General features: G+C 58.4%; 13 protein-coding genes. 7 read left to right on the top strand and 6 right to left on the bottom strand.

Annotated elements, in window-relative coordinates; all coding sequences use genetic code 11:
- Positions 1–3 precede the first annotated feature (3 nt).
- The 4 genes from lsrB to lsrA are packed head-to-tail and all read right to left on the bottom strand — an operon-like array spanning position 4 to position 4501.
- A complete protein-coding gene (lsrB, locus tag HV157_RS17715; RefSeq protein WP_032679011.1) occupies positions 4–1005 on the bottom strand; it encodes an autoinducer 2 ABC transporter substrate-binding protein LsrB in 1002 nt (333 codons plus the stop codon).
- Complete coding sequence (gene lsrD, locus HV157_RS17710) at positions 1002–1985, bottom strand: autoinducer 2 ABC transporter permease LsrD (protein ID WP_014171712.1); 984 nt, start codon at positions 1983–1985, stop codon at positions 1002–1004. The genes lsrB and lsrD overlap by 4 nt, the downstream gene beginning before the upstream one ends.
- Positions 1986–3017, bottom strand: coding sequence for an autoinducer 2 ABC transporter permease LsrC (lsrC, locus tag HV157_RS17705; RefSeq protein ID WP_121339854.1), 1032 nt, complete (start codon positions 3015–3017; stop codon positions 1986–1988).
- Complete coding sequence (gene lsrA, locus HV157_RS17700) at positions 3014–4501, bottom strand: autoinducer 2 ABC transporter ATP-binding protein LsrA (protein WP_138614670.1); 1488 nt, start codon at positions 4499–4501, stop codon at positions 3014–3016. Before lsrA ends, lsrC begins: the two co-directional genes overlap by 4 nt.
- Before the next feature lie 215 nt (positions 4502–4716).
- On the opposite strand from lsrA, the gene lsrR reads away from it, so the two are divergent.
- From lsrR to HV157_RS17685, 3 genes are all read left to right on the top strand, one after another.
- A complete protein-coding gene (gene lsrR / locus HV157_RS17695) occupies positions 4717–5688 on the top strand; it encodes a transcriptional regulator LsrR (protein WP_020883581.1) in 972 nt (323 codons plus the stop codon).
- 33 nt (positions 5689–5721) lie between these two features.
- Positions 5722–7302, top strand: coding sequence for an autoinducer-2 kinase (gene lsrK, locus HV157_RS17690; protein WP_020883580.1), 1581 nt, complete (start codon positions 5722–5724; stop codon positions 7300–7302).
- Positions 7303–7487: 185 nt separating this feature from the next.
- Positions 7488–9509 (top strand): NADPH-dependent 2,4-dienoyl-CoA reductase, encoded by a 2022-nt coding sequence (locus HV157_RS17685; RefSeq protein ID WP_182268773.1) that lies wholly within the window; start codon positions 7488–7490, stop codon positions 9507–9509.
- A 61-nt stretch (positions 9510–9570) separates the two neighbouring features.
- Here the strand turns inward: HV157_RS17685 and rlmG are convergent, their stop codons facing one another.
- Entirely contained in the window at positions 9571–10707 is a 1137-nt protein-coding gene (rlmG, locus tag HV157_RS17680) for a 23S rRNA (guanine(1835)-N(2))-methyltransferase RlmG (protein WP_182268772.1), read from the bottom strand.
- 85 nt (positions 10708–10792) lie between these two features.
- Between rlmG and HV157_RS17675 the strand changes: the two genes are divergently transcribed.
- The 4 genes from HV157_RS17675 (at position 10793) to sstT (ending at position 15074) form a co-directional block, all read left to right on the top strand.
- Positions 10793–11296, top strand: coding sequence for a M48 family metallopeptidase (locus tag HV157_RS17675; RefSeq protein ID WP_025202954.1), 504 nt, complete (start codon positions 10793–10795; stop codon positions 11294–11296).
- 70 nt (positions 11297–11366) lie between these two features.
- Entirely contained in the window at positions 11367–12365 is a 999-nt protein-coding gene (locus HV157_RS17670) for a Gfo/Idh/MocA family oxidoreductase (protein WP_014171720.1), read from the top strand.
- Positions 12366–12628: 263 nt separating this feature from the next.
- The gene (locus HV157_RS17665; RefSeq protein ID WP_025202952.1) at positions 12629–13597 is read left to right on the top strand and encodes a TerC family protein; all 969 of its coding nucleotides are present in this window, start codon (positions 12629–12631) and stop codon (positions 13595–13597) included.
- Positions 13598–13832: 235 nt separating this feature from the next.
- Positions 13833–15074 (top strand): serine/threonine transporter SstT, encoded by a 1242-nt coding sequence (gene sstT, locus HV157_RS17660; RefSeq protein ID WP_182268771.1) that lies wholly within the window; start codon positions 13833–13835, stop codon positions 15072–15074.
- A gap of 102 nt (positions 15075–15176) precedes the next feature.
- Here sstT and HV157_RS17655 read toward each other — a convergent pair whose 3' ends face one another.
- On the bottom strand, positions 15177–16664 hold the full coding sequence (locus HV157_RS17655) for an altronate dehydratase family protein (protein ID WP_182268770.1): 1488 nt from the start codon (positions 16662–16664) through the stop codon (positions 15177–15179).
- Positions 16665–16673: the final 9 nt, after the last annotated feature.

The raw sequence follows: 16673 nt of genomic DNA, 5'->3' as shown, positions 1-16673 counted from the left end.
CCGTCAGAAATCGTATTTGTTGATGTTCTCTTTGGTAAACACCACCCGCTCCGGCAGCAGCACAATGCCGTTGCCCTTCGCTTCATACTGGTAGCCCTGCACGCTGTTCGGCTCGACCTTCAGCGTACCGATATCTTTCACCTCCACGCTGTCGCCAACGTTAAGATCGCCTTTTTTCAACAACCGATCGGCGACATTGACCGCAATTTTGCCCTGTTGCACCACATCCCACAGGCCGAAGGCTTTCACCGTGCCGCGCTCTACGTACGGACGCATCACGTTAGGCGTGCTGAAGCCGACAATCGCCACCCCTTCTCGCTTCAGGTTTTCCGCCGCCTGCGCCGCCGCCGGCAGGGCGTTGGCATCCGGGGCGATGATCGCATCCAGATCCGGATACGCTTTTAAGATCCCCTCGGCGGTTTGTAGCGATTTGGTGGCATCGTTATAGCCAAACTGCGTGGTCACGACCTGCCACTGCGGATGATCTTTCTCGATTTTGGCCTTCGCCTCTTTCACCCACTGGTTCTGGTCGGTAACGGTCGGGCTGGAGTAAAAGAACGCCACTTTGGCATTCGGTTTGGTGACCTGTTTACCGGCCATGTCGACCAGCAGGCCGCCGAGCTGCGCCGGGGTGCCCTGGTTGATGTAGATGCTGCGGCATTCCGGTTTGGTGTCGGAGTCCCAGGTCAGTACTTTGACGCCACGCTGCATCGCGCGCTTCAGCGCCGGGCAGAGGCCATCCGGCGACACCGCCGAAACGATAATGGCGTTATAGCCCTGGTTAACGAAGTTATTGATGAGCTGCACCTGGCCTGAGACGCTGGGCTCGGTCGGGCCGTCGTAGGTGACGTCCACGCCGAGATCTTTACCCGCCTCTTTCGCGCCATTGCCGCCGCTGGTAAAGAAGCCAACGCCCACCAGCTTGGGGATAAAGGCGATGCGGTCCGCGGCCTGTGCCGACGCGAAGCTGAGTGCCATCGCCAGGACTATCAGTTTTGTTTTCATCTTACGCTCCGGGTATGTTTTGTGAGGAGAGAGCGCACCCATTCACGGTGCAAACTCAGTGAACGTCCCATCACCACCACAACCAACAGCGCCCCTGACAGCGCGCTCGACACCTGGTTGGGGATGCCGACCATCTGTAAACCCTGCTGCAGATACCCCACCAGCAACGCCGCCAGGGCCGTACCGATTACCGACCCCGAACCGCCATAGATATTGGCGCCGCCGAGGACCGCTGCGGTCAGTGCAGGCATCAGTAAATCGCGTCCCAAATCCGAACGCGCCGAACCGAAATAGGAGACCATCACCAGCGCAGCAATGGCCGAAGCGACGCCCACCAGGCCATACAGGGCGTAGGGCATCCCGTTGACCGAGAGCGCCGCATAGCGCGCCGCGCGCGGGTTCTGCCCAATCAAAAACAGATGGCGGCCAAAGCGTCCGCGATGGGTAATCAGCCAGAAGAAGACGGTAATCACGGCGAACAGCACCAGCGGGATTGGCAACCCCAGGAACGTGAGGTTAGCGAACGCGGTAAAGCTGTCCGGGAAGCCACCGATGCCTTCGTAACCGGTCGCCCCCGCCATGCCGGAGAGCAGCAGTGCGCCACCGCCGTAGAGATAGAGCGTGCCGAGGGTGATAACCAGTGGGCTGATGCCGGTGTAGTGGATCAGCGCAGCGTTGACCAGACCGCACAGCAGGCCGAGCAGCAGCGTCAACGGTATCGCCAGCGCCATCGGCCAACCCGCCTGCATCATCACCCCCAGCGCGATGGCACACAGGCCGATGGTCGAACCGAGGGAAATATCAATGCCGCCGCTGATGATCACCAGGGTGAGCGGCAGCGCTACAATGCCAATGCAGATAAAATCGCTGGTGCTGAACAGCAGCATGTTGATATCGAGCATGCGCGGATTGATGGCCCCAAAGAGCAGGATTTCCAGCACCAGTAATATCAGCAGCGCGCTTTCCCAGTTAAGCTTCATTTACGCCACCTCTTTTTTGTGTTTCGTAAACGGGGTGACATGCTTCCCCCCTTTGTTACCGGGCTGGAAGCGGCTGTACTTAAGTGCGCGCTGATGCCGGGCCAGCGCCTGGCGCAAGCGCCCGTCGAGCACCAGCACACCGAGCAACACCAGCCCGGCGATAAAGTCATTCCACCACGCGGGCAGCCTGAACAGCACCAGCACGGTGTCGATTTGAGTCAGGAAAAAAGCCCCCAGGAAGGCGCCAATAAGCGTCCCGGTACCGCCCAGCAGAGAGATCCCCCCGAGTACGCAGGCGGCAATGGCTTTCATCTCCAACCCGCTGCCGGTCTGGTTTGGTACAAAGCCAATCTGCGAAGCGAAGACAATCCCCGCACACGCGGCCAGCATGCCGTTCAGCGTAAAAGCGATCATTCGCGTCCGGTTCACCGCCACGCCCAGCTGGCGTGCGGCGGCAAGGTTGTCGCCCACGGCGTAGAAATCGCGTCCGAAGGCAGTGCGCGACAACGTCCATGCGCCGACTGCGGCTAAAAACACCACGCCCATTCCGAGCGGTGAAATACCCATAGCGGCAGGTTCAGAGAGCGATTTCAGGCTCGGCGGTAGCCCTTCAATCCACTTTCCTCCCGTCCACAGCAGCATCGCCCCGCGATAGAGGCCCAGCGTGCCGAGGGTGGCCACAATTGCCGGAATACGCAGCCCCACCACCAGAAAACCGTTAAATGCTCCCGCCAGTGCGCCAATCGACAGCGCAAAGAGGATCGATACCGGCAGGGTGTAGCCGCTGTTCAGGGCCACCCCCACGGCAATGGCAGACAGCCCGACGGTAGAGCCGACGGAAACATCAATATTGCGGGTCAACATCACCAGCGCGGCGCCGAGCGCCAGCAGGATCAGGATTTGCGAACTGGCGAAGATCATCCCCAGCGTTTGCAGGCTGAAATAGGCCGGATTGAGCCCCACCAGCACCGCGAACAACGCCAGAATGGCGATGAACGCGCTCAGTTCGCGATTTTTCAGTAAGGTCTTCATGACTGCCCTCCGAATGCCAGCGCCATCATTCTGTCGAGACTGACCGCGTGCCGGGACAACTCGCCGCTGAGTACGCCCTGGTGCATCACCAGCACGCGATCGGCAAGCCCGGGGAACTCATCCAGATCGCTTGAGATCATCAGCACCGCCACGTTCTGCGCCGCCACGCTTTTGATGAGCTGATAGATATCGGCCCGCGCCGACACATCCACTCCGCGTGTCGGTTCATCGACGATCAACAGCAGCGGATTCGCCTCCAGACAGCGCGCCAGCAACACCTTCTGCTGGTTGCCGCCGGAGAGCGTGCGCACGGTTTGATCCGCATGGTTAAGCTTGATCCCCAGCGCCCGGTGATAGCGCTCCACCACCGCCGACTCCCGTTTGCGCTGCTGCCAGACCGAGGGCTCATTCAGTGCCACGGTGTTCCAGCGAATCGGCGCATCCAGGAACAAGCCGGAAACCTGTCGGTCCTCTGGCAGGTAGACCAGCCCTTTCTCCAGCCGTGCCGCCACGGGTTCGCCGGTTATTTCCTGATTTTCCAGCCAGACTCGCCCACCGCGCACCGGGCGCAGCCCATACAGCGTTTCCGCAAACTCGGTGCGCCCGGAGCCGACCAGCCCGGCGAGGCCAACTATTTCCCCGGCATAGATTTCCATGCTGAGATCGATAAACCCCTCACCGGTAAGCTCTTCCACCCGCAGCACCGGGAAATCCTGCGGCTGCGTGCGGCGATTGCCCGGCAGCGCCAGCCACAGTTTTTGCGCATCACTTAATCCTTTTTCGCGGCTCACCGGCGTCATGGCGGCAATCAGGGCGTTATCGTCAAACTGTGCAGTTTCACCGCTGAGCACGATCGCGCCGTCGCGCATTACCGAAACGTGGCTCGCCAGCTGGCGGATCTCCGGTAATTTGTGTGAGATAAAAACAATGCCGACGCCCAGCGCCTGCAACGCGCGGATCTGGCGGAACAGCCGTTCGGTTTCCCCCGGGGTGAGCGACGCCGTGGGTTCATCAAGGATCAGGATCTTCGCGTTACGCATCAGGCCGCGCAGGATCTCCACCATCTGTTGATCCGCCACTTCCAGGGTGCTGGCGGTGGCATCAAGAGTGAGCTGACACTGCAGCTGCTGGAGTTTCTCCGCCAGCCGTTCCCCCATACCGGCCTCACGCGGCAGGCGGAAAAGGATGTTTTCCCGCACCGTCAGGTTGGGGAAAAGCAGGGGTTCCTGCGGCACCAGATAAATCCCCAGCCTGTGGGCCTGCGCGGGCGAAAGCCGCGCAAACGCGTGGCCGTCAACCGAAAGTTCACCGCTGTCCGGCGTTTCCACCCCGGCGATGATTTTCATCAGCGTTGATTTTCCCGCGCCGTTACCGCCCATCAGCGCATGCACCTGACCCGCAAGCAGCGTGAAATGAATACCTTTCAGGACCGGTACGCCGGAGAACTGCTTGCTGATATCACGTGCTTCGATAAGTGGCGTCATTATCGCTCCGCTATTGAACAAATGATTTTTAGATTTAATAATGTTCAAAAGCGTAGACGGTGAACTATATTTAGAACCGTGCAGGGATCACAAATTTATCGATTAAGATCCACACAGACACAAATCAATCTAAAAGATCTGTTTTGTCGCGTGGTTCACACTTTCTTTCTGCGCGATCACGAACATATGATCTAAATTTTTATAAGAGTTCAATTATGAGCGATAAACGCACTGCGGAAGAAGGTCGTTTTGCCGGGCTGGCACTGGCGGAAGAAGAGCTGGTTGCCCGCGTCGCCTGGTGCTACTACCACGACGGATTAACCCAGAACGACATCGGCGAGCGGCTCGGACTGCCGCGCCTGAAGATCTCGCGTCTGCTGGAGAAAGGACGCCAGTCCGGGGTGATCCGCGTGCAGATCAACTCCCGCTATGAGGGGTGTCTGGCGCTGGAAACCGAGCTGCAGCAGCGCTTCGGGCTCAAGCTGGTTCGCGTGTTGCCGGCCCTGAATACCCCGCCCATGAATGTCCGGCTGGGCATTGGCGCAGCGCAATCGCTGATGGGCGTGCTGGAGCCCGGCCAGCTGCTGGCGGTGGGATTTGGTGAAACCACCATGAGCAGCCTGCAGCACTTAAGCGGTTTTATCAGCTCGCAGCAGATCCGCCTGGTGACGCTCTCCGGCGGCGTTGGGCCGTATATGACGGGCATCGGTCAGCTTGATGCCGCCTGCAGCGTCAGCATGATCCCCGCCCCGCTTCGCGTTTCCTCCGCCGAAGTGGCCGGGATCCTAAAACGCGAATCCAGCGTGCGGGACGTGATCCTCGCCGCCGCCGCGGCCGATGTGGCGGTGGTAGGCATTGGTTCGGTGAACCAGCGCCGGGATGCCACCATATTGCGCTCCGGCTATATCAGCGAAGGTGAACAGCTGATGTACGCCCGCAAAGGGGCGGTGGGCGATATCCTCGGCTATTTCCTGAACGCCGAAGGGGAATGCGTGCACGAGCTGGAGATCCACCGGGAATTACTGGGCGTCACGCTCGATGAACTGGCACAGTTGCCCACCATCGTTGGCGTGGCCGGAGGTGAAGAGAAAGCCGATGCGATTTATGCCGCACTCAAAGGCCGCCGTATTAATGGCCTGGTGACGGAGGAGACGACAGCCCGCGCGGTGCTGGCTCTGGCGAGCTAAGAGCCTGTCCTGCGCCTGACACGAGGCATGCTCATGAGTTACCTTTTAGCGTTAGATGCAGGGACAGGCAGCGTTCGCGCCGTAATTTTCGATTTGCAGGGCAACCAGGTTGCCGTTGGCCAGGCCGAGTGGAAACACCTGAGCGTGGAGAATGTGCCGGGCTCGATGGAGTTTGATCTCGACATTAACTGGCGACTCACCTGCCAGTGTATTCATCAGGCGCTGGAGCGCGCCCGCCTGAGCGCAGCGGATATCCAGTCCGTGGCCTGCTGCTCAATGCGCGAGGGGATCGTGCTGTATGACCGCAACGGCGACGCCATCTGGGCGTGCGCCAACGTCGATGCCCGCGCCAGCCGCGAGGTAGCCGAACTCAAAGAGATCCACGACTACCGTTTTGAATCCGAAGTGTATGACGTCTCCGGCCAGACCCTGGCCCTGAGCGCCATGCCGCGCCTGCTGTGGCTGGCGCACCATCGTCCGGACATCTATCGCAAAGCCGCCACGATCACCATGATAAGCGACTGGCTGGCGGCAAAACTGTCCGGCGAGCTGGCCGTTGATCCGTCCAATGCCGGGACTACCGGTATGCTGGATCTCTTCTCCCGCGACTGGCGTCCGGCGCTGCTCGACATGGCCGGGCTGCGTGCCGATATCCTCTCTCCGGTGAAGGAGACCGGCACCGTGCTCGGTGCGATCACCAAAGATGCCGCACAACAGAGCGGCCTGCGCGAAGGCACGCCGGTGGTGATGGGCGGTGGCGACGTGCAGCTTGGCTGTCTTGGGTTAGGCGTCGTGCGGGCCGGGCAAACGGCCGTGCTGGGTGGTACCTTCTGGCAGCAGGTGGTCAACCTGCCGCAGGTACGCACCGACCCGGAGATGAACATCCGCGTGAATCCGCATGTGATCCCCGGCATGGCGCAGGCGGAGTCGATCAGCTTCTTTACCGGCCTGACCATGCGCTGGTTCCGTGACGCCTTCTGCGCGGAAGAGAAACTCATCGCGGAGCGGATGGGAATGGACACTTACTCCCTGCTTGAGGAGATGGCCAGCCGCGTGCCTGCCGGTTCACACGGTGTTATGCCGATCTTCTCAGATGCTATGCACTTCAAGCAGTGGTATCACGCCGCGCCGTCGTTTATTAACCTCTCCATCGACCCGGAAAAATGCAACAAAGCCACGCTGTTCCGTGCGCTGGAAGAGAACGCGGCGATTGTCTCGGCGTGTAACCTGACGCAGATCTCACGGTTCTCAGGGGTAACGTTCGACGGTCTGGTGTTTGCAGGCGGTGGCTCGAAAGGCGCGTTGTGGAGCCAGATTTTAAGCGACGTGACCGGTCTGCCGGTGCGCGTCCCGCAAGTGAAAGAGGCGACAGCGCTGGGCTGTGCGATTGCTGCCGGAACGGGAGCCGGGCTGTTTTCGGATATGGCGGCGACAGGCGAGCGGCTGGTGAAATGGAGCCGCGAGTTCACGCCGAACCCGGCGCACCGGGAGCTGTATGACGGTATGATGCAGAAGTGGCAGGCCGTTTATGCCGACCAGCTTGGGCTGGTGGACAGCGGACTGACGACATCGATGTGGCAGGCACCGGGCTTAGTACGTGCCCCCTCTCCCTGAGAGCTATAACGCCCCCTCTCCCTGAGAGCTATAATGCCCCCTCTCCCTCAGGGAGAGGGTGTCAGGCCACACCAATATTTGAATCCCATCACAATCGCCGCATTCCCCTTTTCCCTTTTACTCATCGCTGGCTAAATTAGTAACTCATCCGACCACATAACAATAATTTTACACTGGAAGAGACTATGAGCCACTACCCGTCGTTATTTGCCCCCCTCGATCTGGGGTTCACCACCCTTAAAAACCGCGTGCTGATGGGCTCAATGCATACCGGGCTTGAAGAACATCCGGACGGGGCCGAACGTCTGGCAGCCTTCTATGCCGAGCGTGCACGTCACGGGGTGGCGCTGATTGTTACCGGCGGGGTGGCCCCTGCGCCTTCTGGCGTGGGGATGGAAGGCGGTGCGATGCTGAACGACGCCAACCAGTTGCCGCATCATCGCGTGGTCACTGACGCCGTTCACCGGGAAGGCGGGAAAATTGCCCTGCAGATCCTGCACACCGGGCGTTACAGCTATCAACCGAATCTGGTCGCACCGTCGGCCATTCAGGCCCCGATTAACCGCTTTACGCCCCATGCCCTCAGCCACGATGAGATCCTGACGCTGATTGACGACTTCGCCCGCTGTGCGGCACTGGCGCGTGAAGCGGGCTATGACGGTGTTGAGGTGATGGGCTCGGAAGGCTACCTGATCAACGAATTCCTCGCGGCCCGCACTAACCAGCGCGACGATGAGTGGGGTGGCGATTACGCGCGCCGCATGCGCTTTGCAGTGGAAGTGGTGCGTGCCGTGCGTGAACGTGCCGGGGCGGATTTTATTATTATCTACCGCCTGTCGATGCTCGACCTGGTGGAAGGCGGCGGGACGTTCGACGAAACCGTGCAGCTGGCGCAGGCGATTGAAGCCGCCGGCGCGACCATCATCAATACCGGCATCGGCTGGCACGAGGCGCGTATTCCGACCATCGCCACGCCGGTGCCACGCGCGGCGTTCAGCTGGGTCACGCGCAAGCTGAAAGGGAAAGTGTCTGTCCCGCTGGTGACCACTAACCGCATTAACGACCCGCAAGTGGCGGAAAATGTGATCGCCGCCGGTGATGCCGACATGGTCTCCATGGCGCGTCCGTTCCTTGCAGATGCCGAGCTGCTTTCCAAAGCGCAGAGCGGGCGTGCAGATGAGATTAACACCTGCATCGGCTGTAATCAGGCCTGTCTGGATCAGATTTTTGTTGGCAAGGTCACTTCGTGTCTGGTCAACCCCCGCGCCTGCCACGAAACCAAAATGCCGATTTTCCCGGCGGTGCATAAAAAACGCCTGGCCGTGGTCGGTGCCGGCCCGGCGGGTCTGGCGTTTGCGGTGAATGCCGCCTCGCGCGGCCACAGCGTGACGTTATTCGATGCCGCCGCTGAGATTGGCGGGCAGTTCAATATCGCCAAACAGATCCCGGGCAAAGAAGAATTTTACGAAACCCTGCGCTATTACCGCCGAATGATCGACCTGACGGGCGTGGATCTGCGCCTCAATCAGTTTGTAAACCCGGCGGATGTAATGGAGTACGATGAGGTGATCCTGGCAAGCGGGATCGCACCACGCAGGCCTGCGATCGAGGGCATCGATCATCCGAAAGTCCTGAGCTATCTGGACGTTTTGCGTGACAAAGCGCTGGTGGGGGCAAAAGTGGCGATCATCGGCTGCGGCGGGATCGGGTTCGATACCGCGATGTACTTAAGTCAGCCCGGCGAACCCACCAGCCAGAACATTGCCGACTTCTGCGTGGAATGGGGTATCGACACCAGCCTTAACCAGTCCGGCGGCTTGCGGCCGGAAGGACCCCAGCTGCCGAAAAGCCCGCGTCAGATCGTCATGCTGCAGCGTAAAGCCAGCAAACCCGGTGAAGGCCTGGGCAAAACCACGGGCTGGATCCATCGCGCAACCCTGCTCTCTCGCGGGGTGAAGATGATACCGTCGGTGAGCTATCAGAAGATCGATGACGCGGGGCTGCACGTGCTGATCGGCGGTGAGCCGCAGCTGCTGCAGGTGGATCATGTGATTTTGTGTGCGGGTCAGGAGCCGAAGCGCGATCTGGTGGATCCGCTGCGTGAGGCGGGAAAAACGGTGCACCTGATCGGCGGATGCGACGTGGCGATGGAGCTGGATGCGCGACGCGCCATTGCGCAGGGCACAACGCTGGCATTGAGTCTCTGAGTGACGCAACGCTCACCGGGCCTGCACGCGAGGCAGGCCGGTGTAAACTCAGCGCCCCGTGTTAGCGGCGGCGACCCAGCTTGACGGATTTCAGCACCACGAACTTGTTGTTGGTGGCAACCGTGGTGCAGTTACCGAAGATCTTCTTCAGCTTGTGGAAGTAGTCCAGGTGACGGTTCGCCACGATATACAGCTCGCCGTTAATTTTCAGGCAGCGGCGTGCATGGTGGAACATCTCCCAGGCGACGTTATCCGTCAGGGCGTGTTTCTGGTGGAACGGGGGATTACAGAACACGGCATTAAAGCGGAACGGCTCAACGCCCGACAGCGCGTTATTAATCATAAACTCGCAGCGATCCAGCGCGTCCGGCATGTTGGTTTCAACGTTCAGACGACTGGAGGCCACCGCCATCGGCGACTCATCACTAAATACAACGCTCGCGTCAGGGTTCTTCGCCAGCAGCGTCAGGCCAATCACACCGTTACCGCAGCCCAGATCGACGATTTCGCCTTCCAGGTTATCCGGCAGATTTTCAATAAAGAAACGCGCCCCGATATCAAGGCCGGTGCGGGAGAATACGTTCGCGTGGTTGTGGATTGTCCAGTCAGTGCCTTCCAGCGTCCAGCTCAGGGTTTCTGGCGCGTCGGCCAGTTCGGGGGCACTGAAAGTACAGTTAATGAGACGCGCTTTTTTCCAGGCCAGCGTCGTGGTGGTTGGGCCGAGCACTTTCTCGAACAGTTCCAGCGTTGAGGTATGGATATCACGCGCCTTGGCCCCCGCGATAATACGCGTTTGTGGGGTTACGACGTTGCGCAGTGCGCGCAATTGTTGTTCCAGCAGCGCCATTGTTTTCGGCACTTTGATCAGCACCACGCCCGGCTCCTGCGGGTAGTCCGCGGTGCTGTCGAGGAACTTAACGCTGGATTCGTCGATGTCGTTGTGGCGCAGGTTTTCCCGCGTCGCCAGCTCGCTCAAGTAGGAATCACCGATGCTGTAAGGCGTGTGTTCTGCCAGAGCACAGCCCAGCGCGCCAAACGCGTCATTCAGGATCAAAACCGGGCCGCTGATTTCAGTGTCATCCAACTGTTGCAGCAGATATTCATCCGCCGCTTCCCACGCCTGAAGCGGGTTAACGTCGTCCGTTTCCGGGAAACGTTTAAGGTTGAGTGAACGGAAACCGTTGTCTAAGTGGCTCATCGGCCCTCCTGAATGGTAAAATTTCGGCGTTATCCCTGAAAAGGGTGCGTGAGTATACCCGTTTTATTGTCAAATTGGGGCGTTGATGAACCAACTAACTTATCTCCAGGGCTACCCGGAGAACTTACTTTCTCAGGTTCGCAGCTTAATTGCCGAGCAAAAGCTGGGCGCGGTGCTGGAAAAACGCTATCCGGGGACGCATGACTTCGCGACCGATAAGGCGCTCTGGCAGTATACCCAGGATCTGAAAAACACCTATCTGAAGAGCGCGCCACCCATCAATAAGGTGATGTACGACAACAAGATCCATGTGCTGAAAAACGCGCTCGGCCTGCACACTGCCGTTTCCCGTGTTCAGGGCGGCAAGCTCAAAGCGAAAGCGGAGATCCGCGTTGCTACCGTGTTTCGTCACGCGCCGGAAGCGTTCTTGCGGATGATCGTGGTGCATGAGCTGGCACACCTGAAGGAAAAAGAGCACGACAAGGCCTTCTACTCCCTGTGCTGCCATATGGAGCCGCAGTACCACCAGCTGGAGTTCGATACCCGTTTATGGCTTACGCATTTATCGTTAAAGAGTAATGCGCAGTAGCGCACTGGTTTTGCAATAATCACGTGCTACAGTGGCTAAAGGTTCCCTGCTACGGAGTACGTAAACGTTTATGATACGTTTCGCAGTTATTGGCACGAACTGGATCACCCGCCAGTTCGTCGACGCCGCCCATGAAACCGGCAAATTTAAGCTCACCGCAGTCTATTCCCGCAGCCTGGAGCAGGCGCAGAGTTTTGCGAACGACTATCTGGTTGAACATCTGTTCACGTCGCTCGATGAGATGGCGCAAAGTGACGCCATTGACGCGGTCTACATCGCCAGCCCAAACTCCCTGCACTTTCCGCAAACGTCGCTGTTTCTCAGCCATAAAAAACATGTGATTTGCGAGAAGCCGCTGGCCTCGAACATTCAGGAAGTGGAAGCCGCGATTCAGCTTGCCCGCGACAATCAGGTGGTGCTGTTCGAAGCGTTCAAAACCGCCAGCCTGCCAAACTTCCTGCTGTTACAGCAGTCTCTGCCGAAGATTGGCAAAGTGCGTAAAGCGTTTATTAATTACTGCCAGTACTCGTCGCGCTATCAGCGTTATCTGGACGGTGAAAACCCGAACACCTTTAACCCGGCCTTCTCTAACGGCTCGATTATGGACATCGGTTTTTACTGTCTGGCCTCTGCCGTGGCGCTGTGGGGCGAGCCGCACGGCGTCACCGCCACGGCCAGCCTGCTGGAAAGCGGTGTGGATGCGCACGGTATTGTGGTGCTGGATTACGGTGATTTCAGCGTTACGCTGCAGCACTCCAAGGTGAGCGATTCCGTTCTGCCCAGCGAAATTCAGGGCGAAGCGGGCTCACTGGTTATCGAGAAGATTTCCGAGTGTCAGAAGCTGAGCATTGTCCCACGCGGCGGCAAAGCGCAGGAGCTGACGCAGCCTCAGCATATTAACACTATGCTCTATGAGGCAGAGGTCTTCGCCCGTCTGGTGGAAGACAATGAAGTGAATCACCCAGGGCTGGCGGTCAGCCGCACCACGGCGAAACTGCAAACCGAGATCCGCCGTCAAACCGGCGTGGTCTTCCCTGCAGATGGCGTGGGCGCAGAAGCTATCGCGTAAAGCTGTGTAATGAAACGGTGCAGACCATTGACGAAATCACTGGTCTGACATATTTTGTTACCTGCAAAGGGGAGTAACTTCCTTGCCGGTGGATCGTCATTACGATGCGTGCAAAACCGCATCCGGTCGCCGGGCAATCAAAAAGCCCGTCTTTTTGGTTGTAAGTGAGACCTTGCCGGAAGGCGAGGTCTATGCATAAAAAGCTAACGGCTATCGTCTTCTGACCATGGCCGTTTTTGTTTTTTATGTGTAAGGAAAATAGTATGCATTCTGTCGGCACTCCCATGTTGTGGGGCGGATTCGCGGTTGTCGTGCTCATCATGCTGGCGATCGACCTCTTTTTGCAGGGGCGTCGCGGCGCACATGGCATGACCATGAAACAGGCTGCGGCCTGGTCACTGGTGTGGGTCACCCTCTCCCTGCTCTTCTGTGCTGCCTTCTGGTGGTACCTGGCCTCAACGGAAGGCCGCGCGGTTGCCGATCCTCAGGCGCTCGCGTTCCTCACCGGCTATCTGATTGAAAAAGCCCTGGCGGTCGATAACGTCTTCGTCTGGCTGATGCTGTTCAGCTACTTTGCCGTGCCTGCGGCCCTGCAGCGTCGCGTGCTGGTGTACGGCGTGCTGGGTGCGATTATCCTGCGTACGATTATGATCTTCGCCGGAAGCTGGCTGATTACGCAGTTCGAATGGCTGCTGTATGTCTTCGGCGCATTCCTGCTGTTCACCGGGATCAAAATGGCGCTGGCAAAAGAAGATGGCTCCGCCATTGGCGACCGTCCGCTGGTGAAGTGGATCCGTGGTCATCTGCGCATGACCGACAAGATCGAGAGCGAGCACTTCTTCGTGCGTAAGAACGGCCTGCTTTTTGCCACGCCGCTGCTGCTGGTGCTGATTCTGGTTGAGCTGAGCGATGTGATTTTCGCGGTAGACAGCATTCCGGCTATCTTCGCGGTCACCACTGACCCGTTCATTGTGCTGACATCTAACCTGTTCGCCATCCTCGGTCTGCGTGCCATGTACTTCCTGCTGGCAGGCGCGGCTGAGCGCTTCTCAATGCTGAAATATGGTCTGTCGGTGATCCTGGTGTTTATCGGTATCAAGATGCTGATTGTCGATTTCTACCACATCCCTATCGCTATCTCGCTCGGTGTGGTGTTTGGCATTCTGATCGTGACGTTGCTTATCAATACCTGGGTTAATCGTCAGCACGATAAGAAGCAACAGGTGGAGTAATTACGGTCCTTCCTGCTGCCTTTACGTTGGCCCTCTTCCCCCCAGGGAGAGGGCCAGCACACTTTTGTAAATGAATAGTTAAAAACTATGACGCAACACGTAAAATGCAGCATTTTACGCTTCCCTCCGCATCCGGTTTCCCTATACTCAACCAGGCAAACATTTTCTTACATCCGGACATAAATGTGACTTAGAGCACATAAAGGATGGAACGCAATTTCACTTAGGAATTTTTATGAGCACACAATCAACTGGTCTCTTTGCGCGCCTGGCGCAAGGCAGTCTCGTTAAACAAATTCTGGTAGGGCTGGTACTGGGGATTCTGCTGGCAATGGCGTCAAAACCGGCTGCGGAAGCGACGGGGCTGCTTGGCACCATTTTCGTTGGCGCACTGAAAGCCGTGGCACCGGTGCTGGTGCTGATGCTGGTCATGGCGTCAATTGCCAATCATCAACACGGACAAAAAACCAACATTCGCCCTATCTTGTTCCTGTATCTGCTGGGCACCTTCTCTGCAGCCTTAACAGCCGTAGTTTTCAGCTTCCTGTTCCCGTCCTCGCTGCACCTGACCAGCGCTGCGGGTGATATCACCCCGCCATCCGGTATTGTGGAAGTGCTGCGCGGCCTGCTGATGAGCATGGTCTCTAACCCGATTACGGCACTGATGAACGCTAACTACATCGGCATCCTGGTCTGGGCGATCGGTCTTGGCTTTGCCCTGCGTCACGGCAACGAAACAACGAAAAACCTGGTCAACGACGTGTCGAACGCCGTGACCTTTATGGTCAAAATCGTGATTCGCTTTGCGCCAATCGGGATCTTCGGTCTGGTCTCTTCCACGCTGGCGACCACCGGGTTTGGCGCACTGTTGGGCTATGCGCAGTTGCTGGTGGTACTGATTGGTTGCATGCTGCTGGTTGCGCTGGTGATTAACCCGCTGCTGGTGTTCTGGCAGATCCGCCGTAACCCGTATCCGCTGGTGTTAACCTGCCTGCGCGAGAGCGGTGTGTATGCATTCTTCACCCGCAGCTCTGCGGCAAACATTCCGGTTAACATGGCGCTGGCGGAGAAGCTGAATCTGGATCGCGACACCTACTCGGTTTCCATCCCGCTGGGTGCGACCGTGAATATGGCGGGTGCGGCAATTACCATTACCGTGCTGACGCTGGCGGCTGTGCATACGCTGGGCATTCCGGTCGATCTGCCCACGGCGCTGTTGCTGAGCGTGGTGGCGTCGCTGTGTGCGTGTGGTGCATCGGGTGTGGCGGGTGGTTCGCTGCTGCTGATCCCACTGGCGTGCAATATGTTCGGTATCCCGAATGAGATTGCCATGCAGGTAGTGGCCGTCGGCTTTATCATCGGTGTATTGCAGGACTCCTGCGAAACCGCGCTGAACTCCTCAACGGACGTGCTGTTCACCGCAGCGGCATGCCAGGCGGAAGACGCGCGTTTAGCGAAGAACGCGTTACGCGGGTAAACAAAAACCCGGTGACAAAACGTAAAGCAAAACGGCAACCGAAGGTTGCCGTTTTAGTATTTGACCCTCTCCACAGGGGTGAGGGCATCACCCGCACCACACTTACAGCGTCACGCCACTCTTGAAGATCGCCAGTTCGCGGAAGTCATTCTTCTCGTTACAGGTCTGTCTGCCGTTGGCAAACTCCACAATGGTATCCACGAATTCCGTCAGCAACTGCGGCATCCCTTTGCCGTGGATTAACTGGCCTGCATCAAAGTCGATCCAGTGTTTTTTCTTCGCTGCCAGCTCGCTGTTGGTCGCGATTTTGACCGTCGGCACAAAGCCACCGTACGGTGTCCCGCGCCCGGTGCTGAACAGCACCATGTGGCAGCCGGCGCCGGCCAGCGCGCTGGTCGCAACCGCATCGTTACCCGGTGCGCTGAGCAAATTCAGACCGTGCGTTTTAAGAAGTTCACCGTAGCGCAGAACATCAACCACCGGGCTGGCACCCGCTTTTTGCGTGCAGCCGAGAGACTTCTCTTCAAGCGTGGTGATCCCGCCCGCTTTGTTACCCGGAGACGGGTTTTCATAAATCGGCTGGTTGTGGGCGATAAAGTACTGTTTGAAGTCGTTCACCATGGTGACGGTCTTCTCAAACGTCTCTTCGTCGCGACAGTGGCTCATCAGAATACGTTCAGCACCGAACATTTCCGGCACTTCTGTCAGCACCGTCGTACCGCCGTTGGCGATCACATAGTCTGAAAAGCGGCCCAGCATCGGGTTCGCGGTGATCCCGGACAGGCCATCAGACCCGCCGCACTCCAGGCCAAACTTCAGCTCGCTCAGCTTGCCCGGCTCACGCCTGTCGTGACGCATCACCTCATACAGCTGGTGAAGGTGCTCAATGCCCGCTTCCACTTCATCATCCTGGTGCTGACACACCATAAAGTGCACGCGCTCGGGGTCAAACTCACCCAGCGTGTCGCGAAACGCATCCACCTGATTGTTCTCGCAGCCCAGGCCAATCACCAGCACCGCGCCCGCGTTCGGGTGGCGGACCATGTTTTGCAGCATGGTGCGGGTGTTGATGTGGTCGTCGCCAAGCTGAGAACAGCCGTAGGTGTGGCTGAACAGGTGCACACCGTCCGTACCTTCGGCGTCGTGGGTCTCTTTCAGGAAACGCGTCTGGATTTGACGCGCGATCCCATTCACGCAGCCGACGGTGGGAAGGATCCACAGCTCGTTGCGGATCCCCACCTCACCGTTCGCCCGGCGGTAGATCTGTACCTCGCGATCCGCCGCCTGCGCTTCTTCTGCCGCTAAATCAGGTTGATAGCTGTACTCGTCCAGATCGCTCAGATTGGTGCGGGTGTTGTGGGAATGAATATGCTCACCCGGCGCAATATCCGCCAGCGCATGACCAATCGGGAGACCGTATTTAACAACGTTGTCTCCTTGGGCGATCGGCTTCACGGCAAACTTATGCCCGCGAGTCACCGCCTGACGCAGGGTTACCGTCTGGTTATCAACGGTGACAACTTCACCTTCGGCCAGATCCGCCAGCGCGACGGCAACGTTATCCAGCGAATGGATTTTGATGTATTGCATATCAACCTC

Source organism: Enterobacter sp. RHBSTW-00318 (assembly GCF_014101375.1).
Classification (GTDB): domain Bacteria; phylum Pseudomonadota; class Gammaproteobacteria; order Enterobacterales; family Enterobacteriaceae; genus Enterobacter; species Enterobacter ludwigii.
The sequence above is the reverse complement of the archived record's forward strand: the minus strand, read 5'-3'. Positions and strand labels throughout refer to the sequence as shown.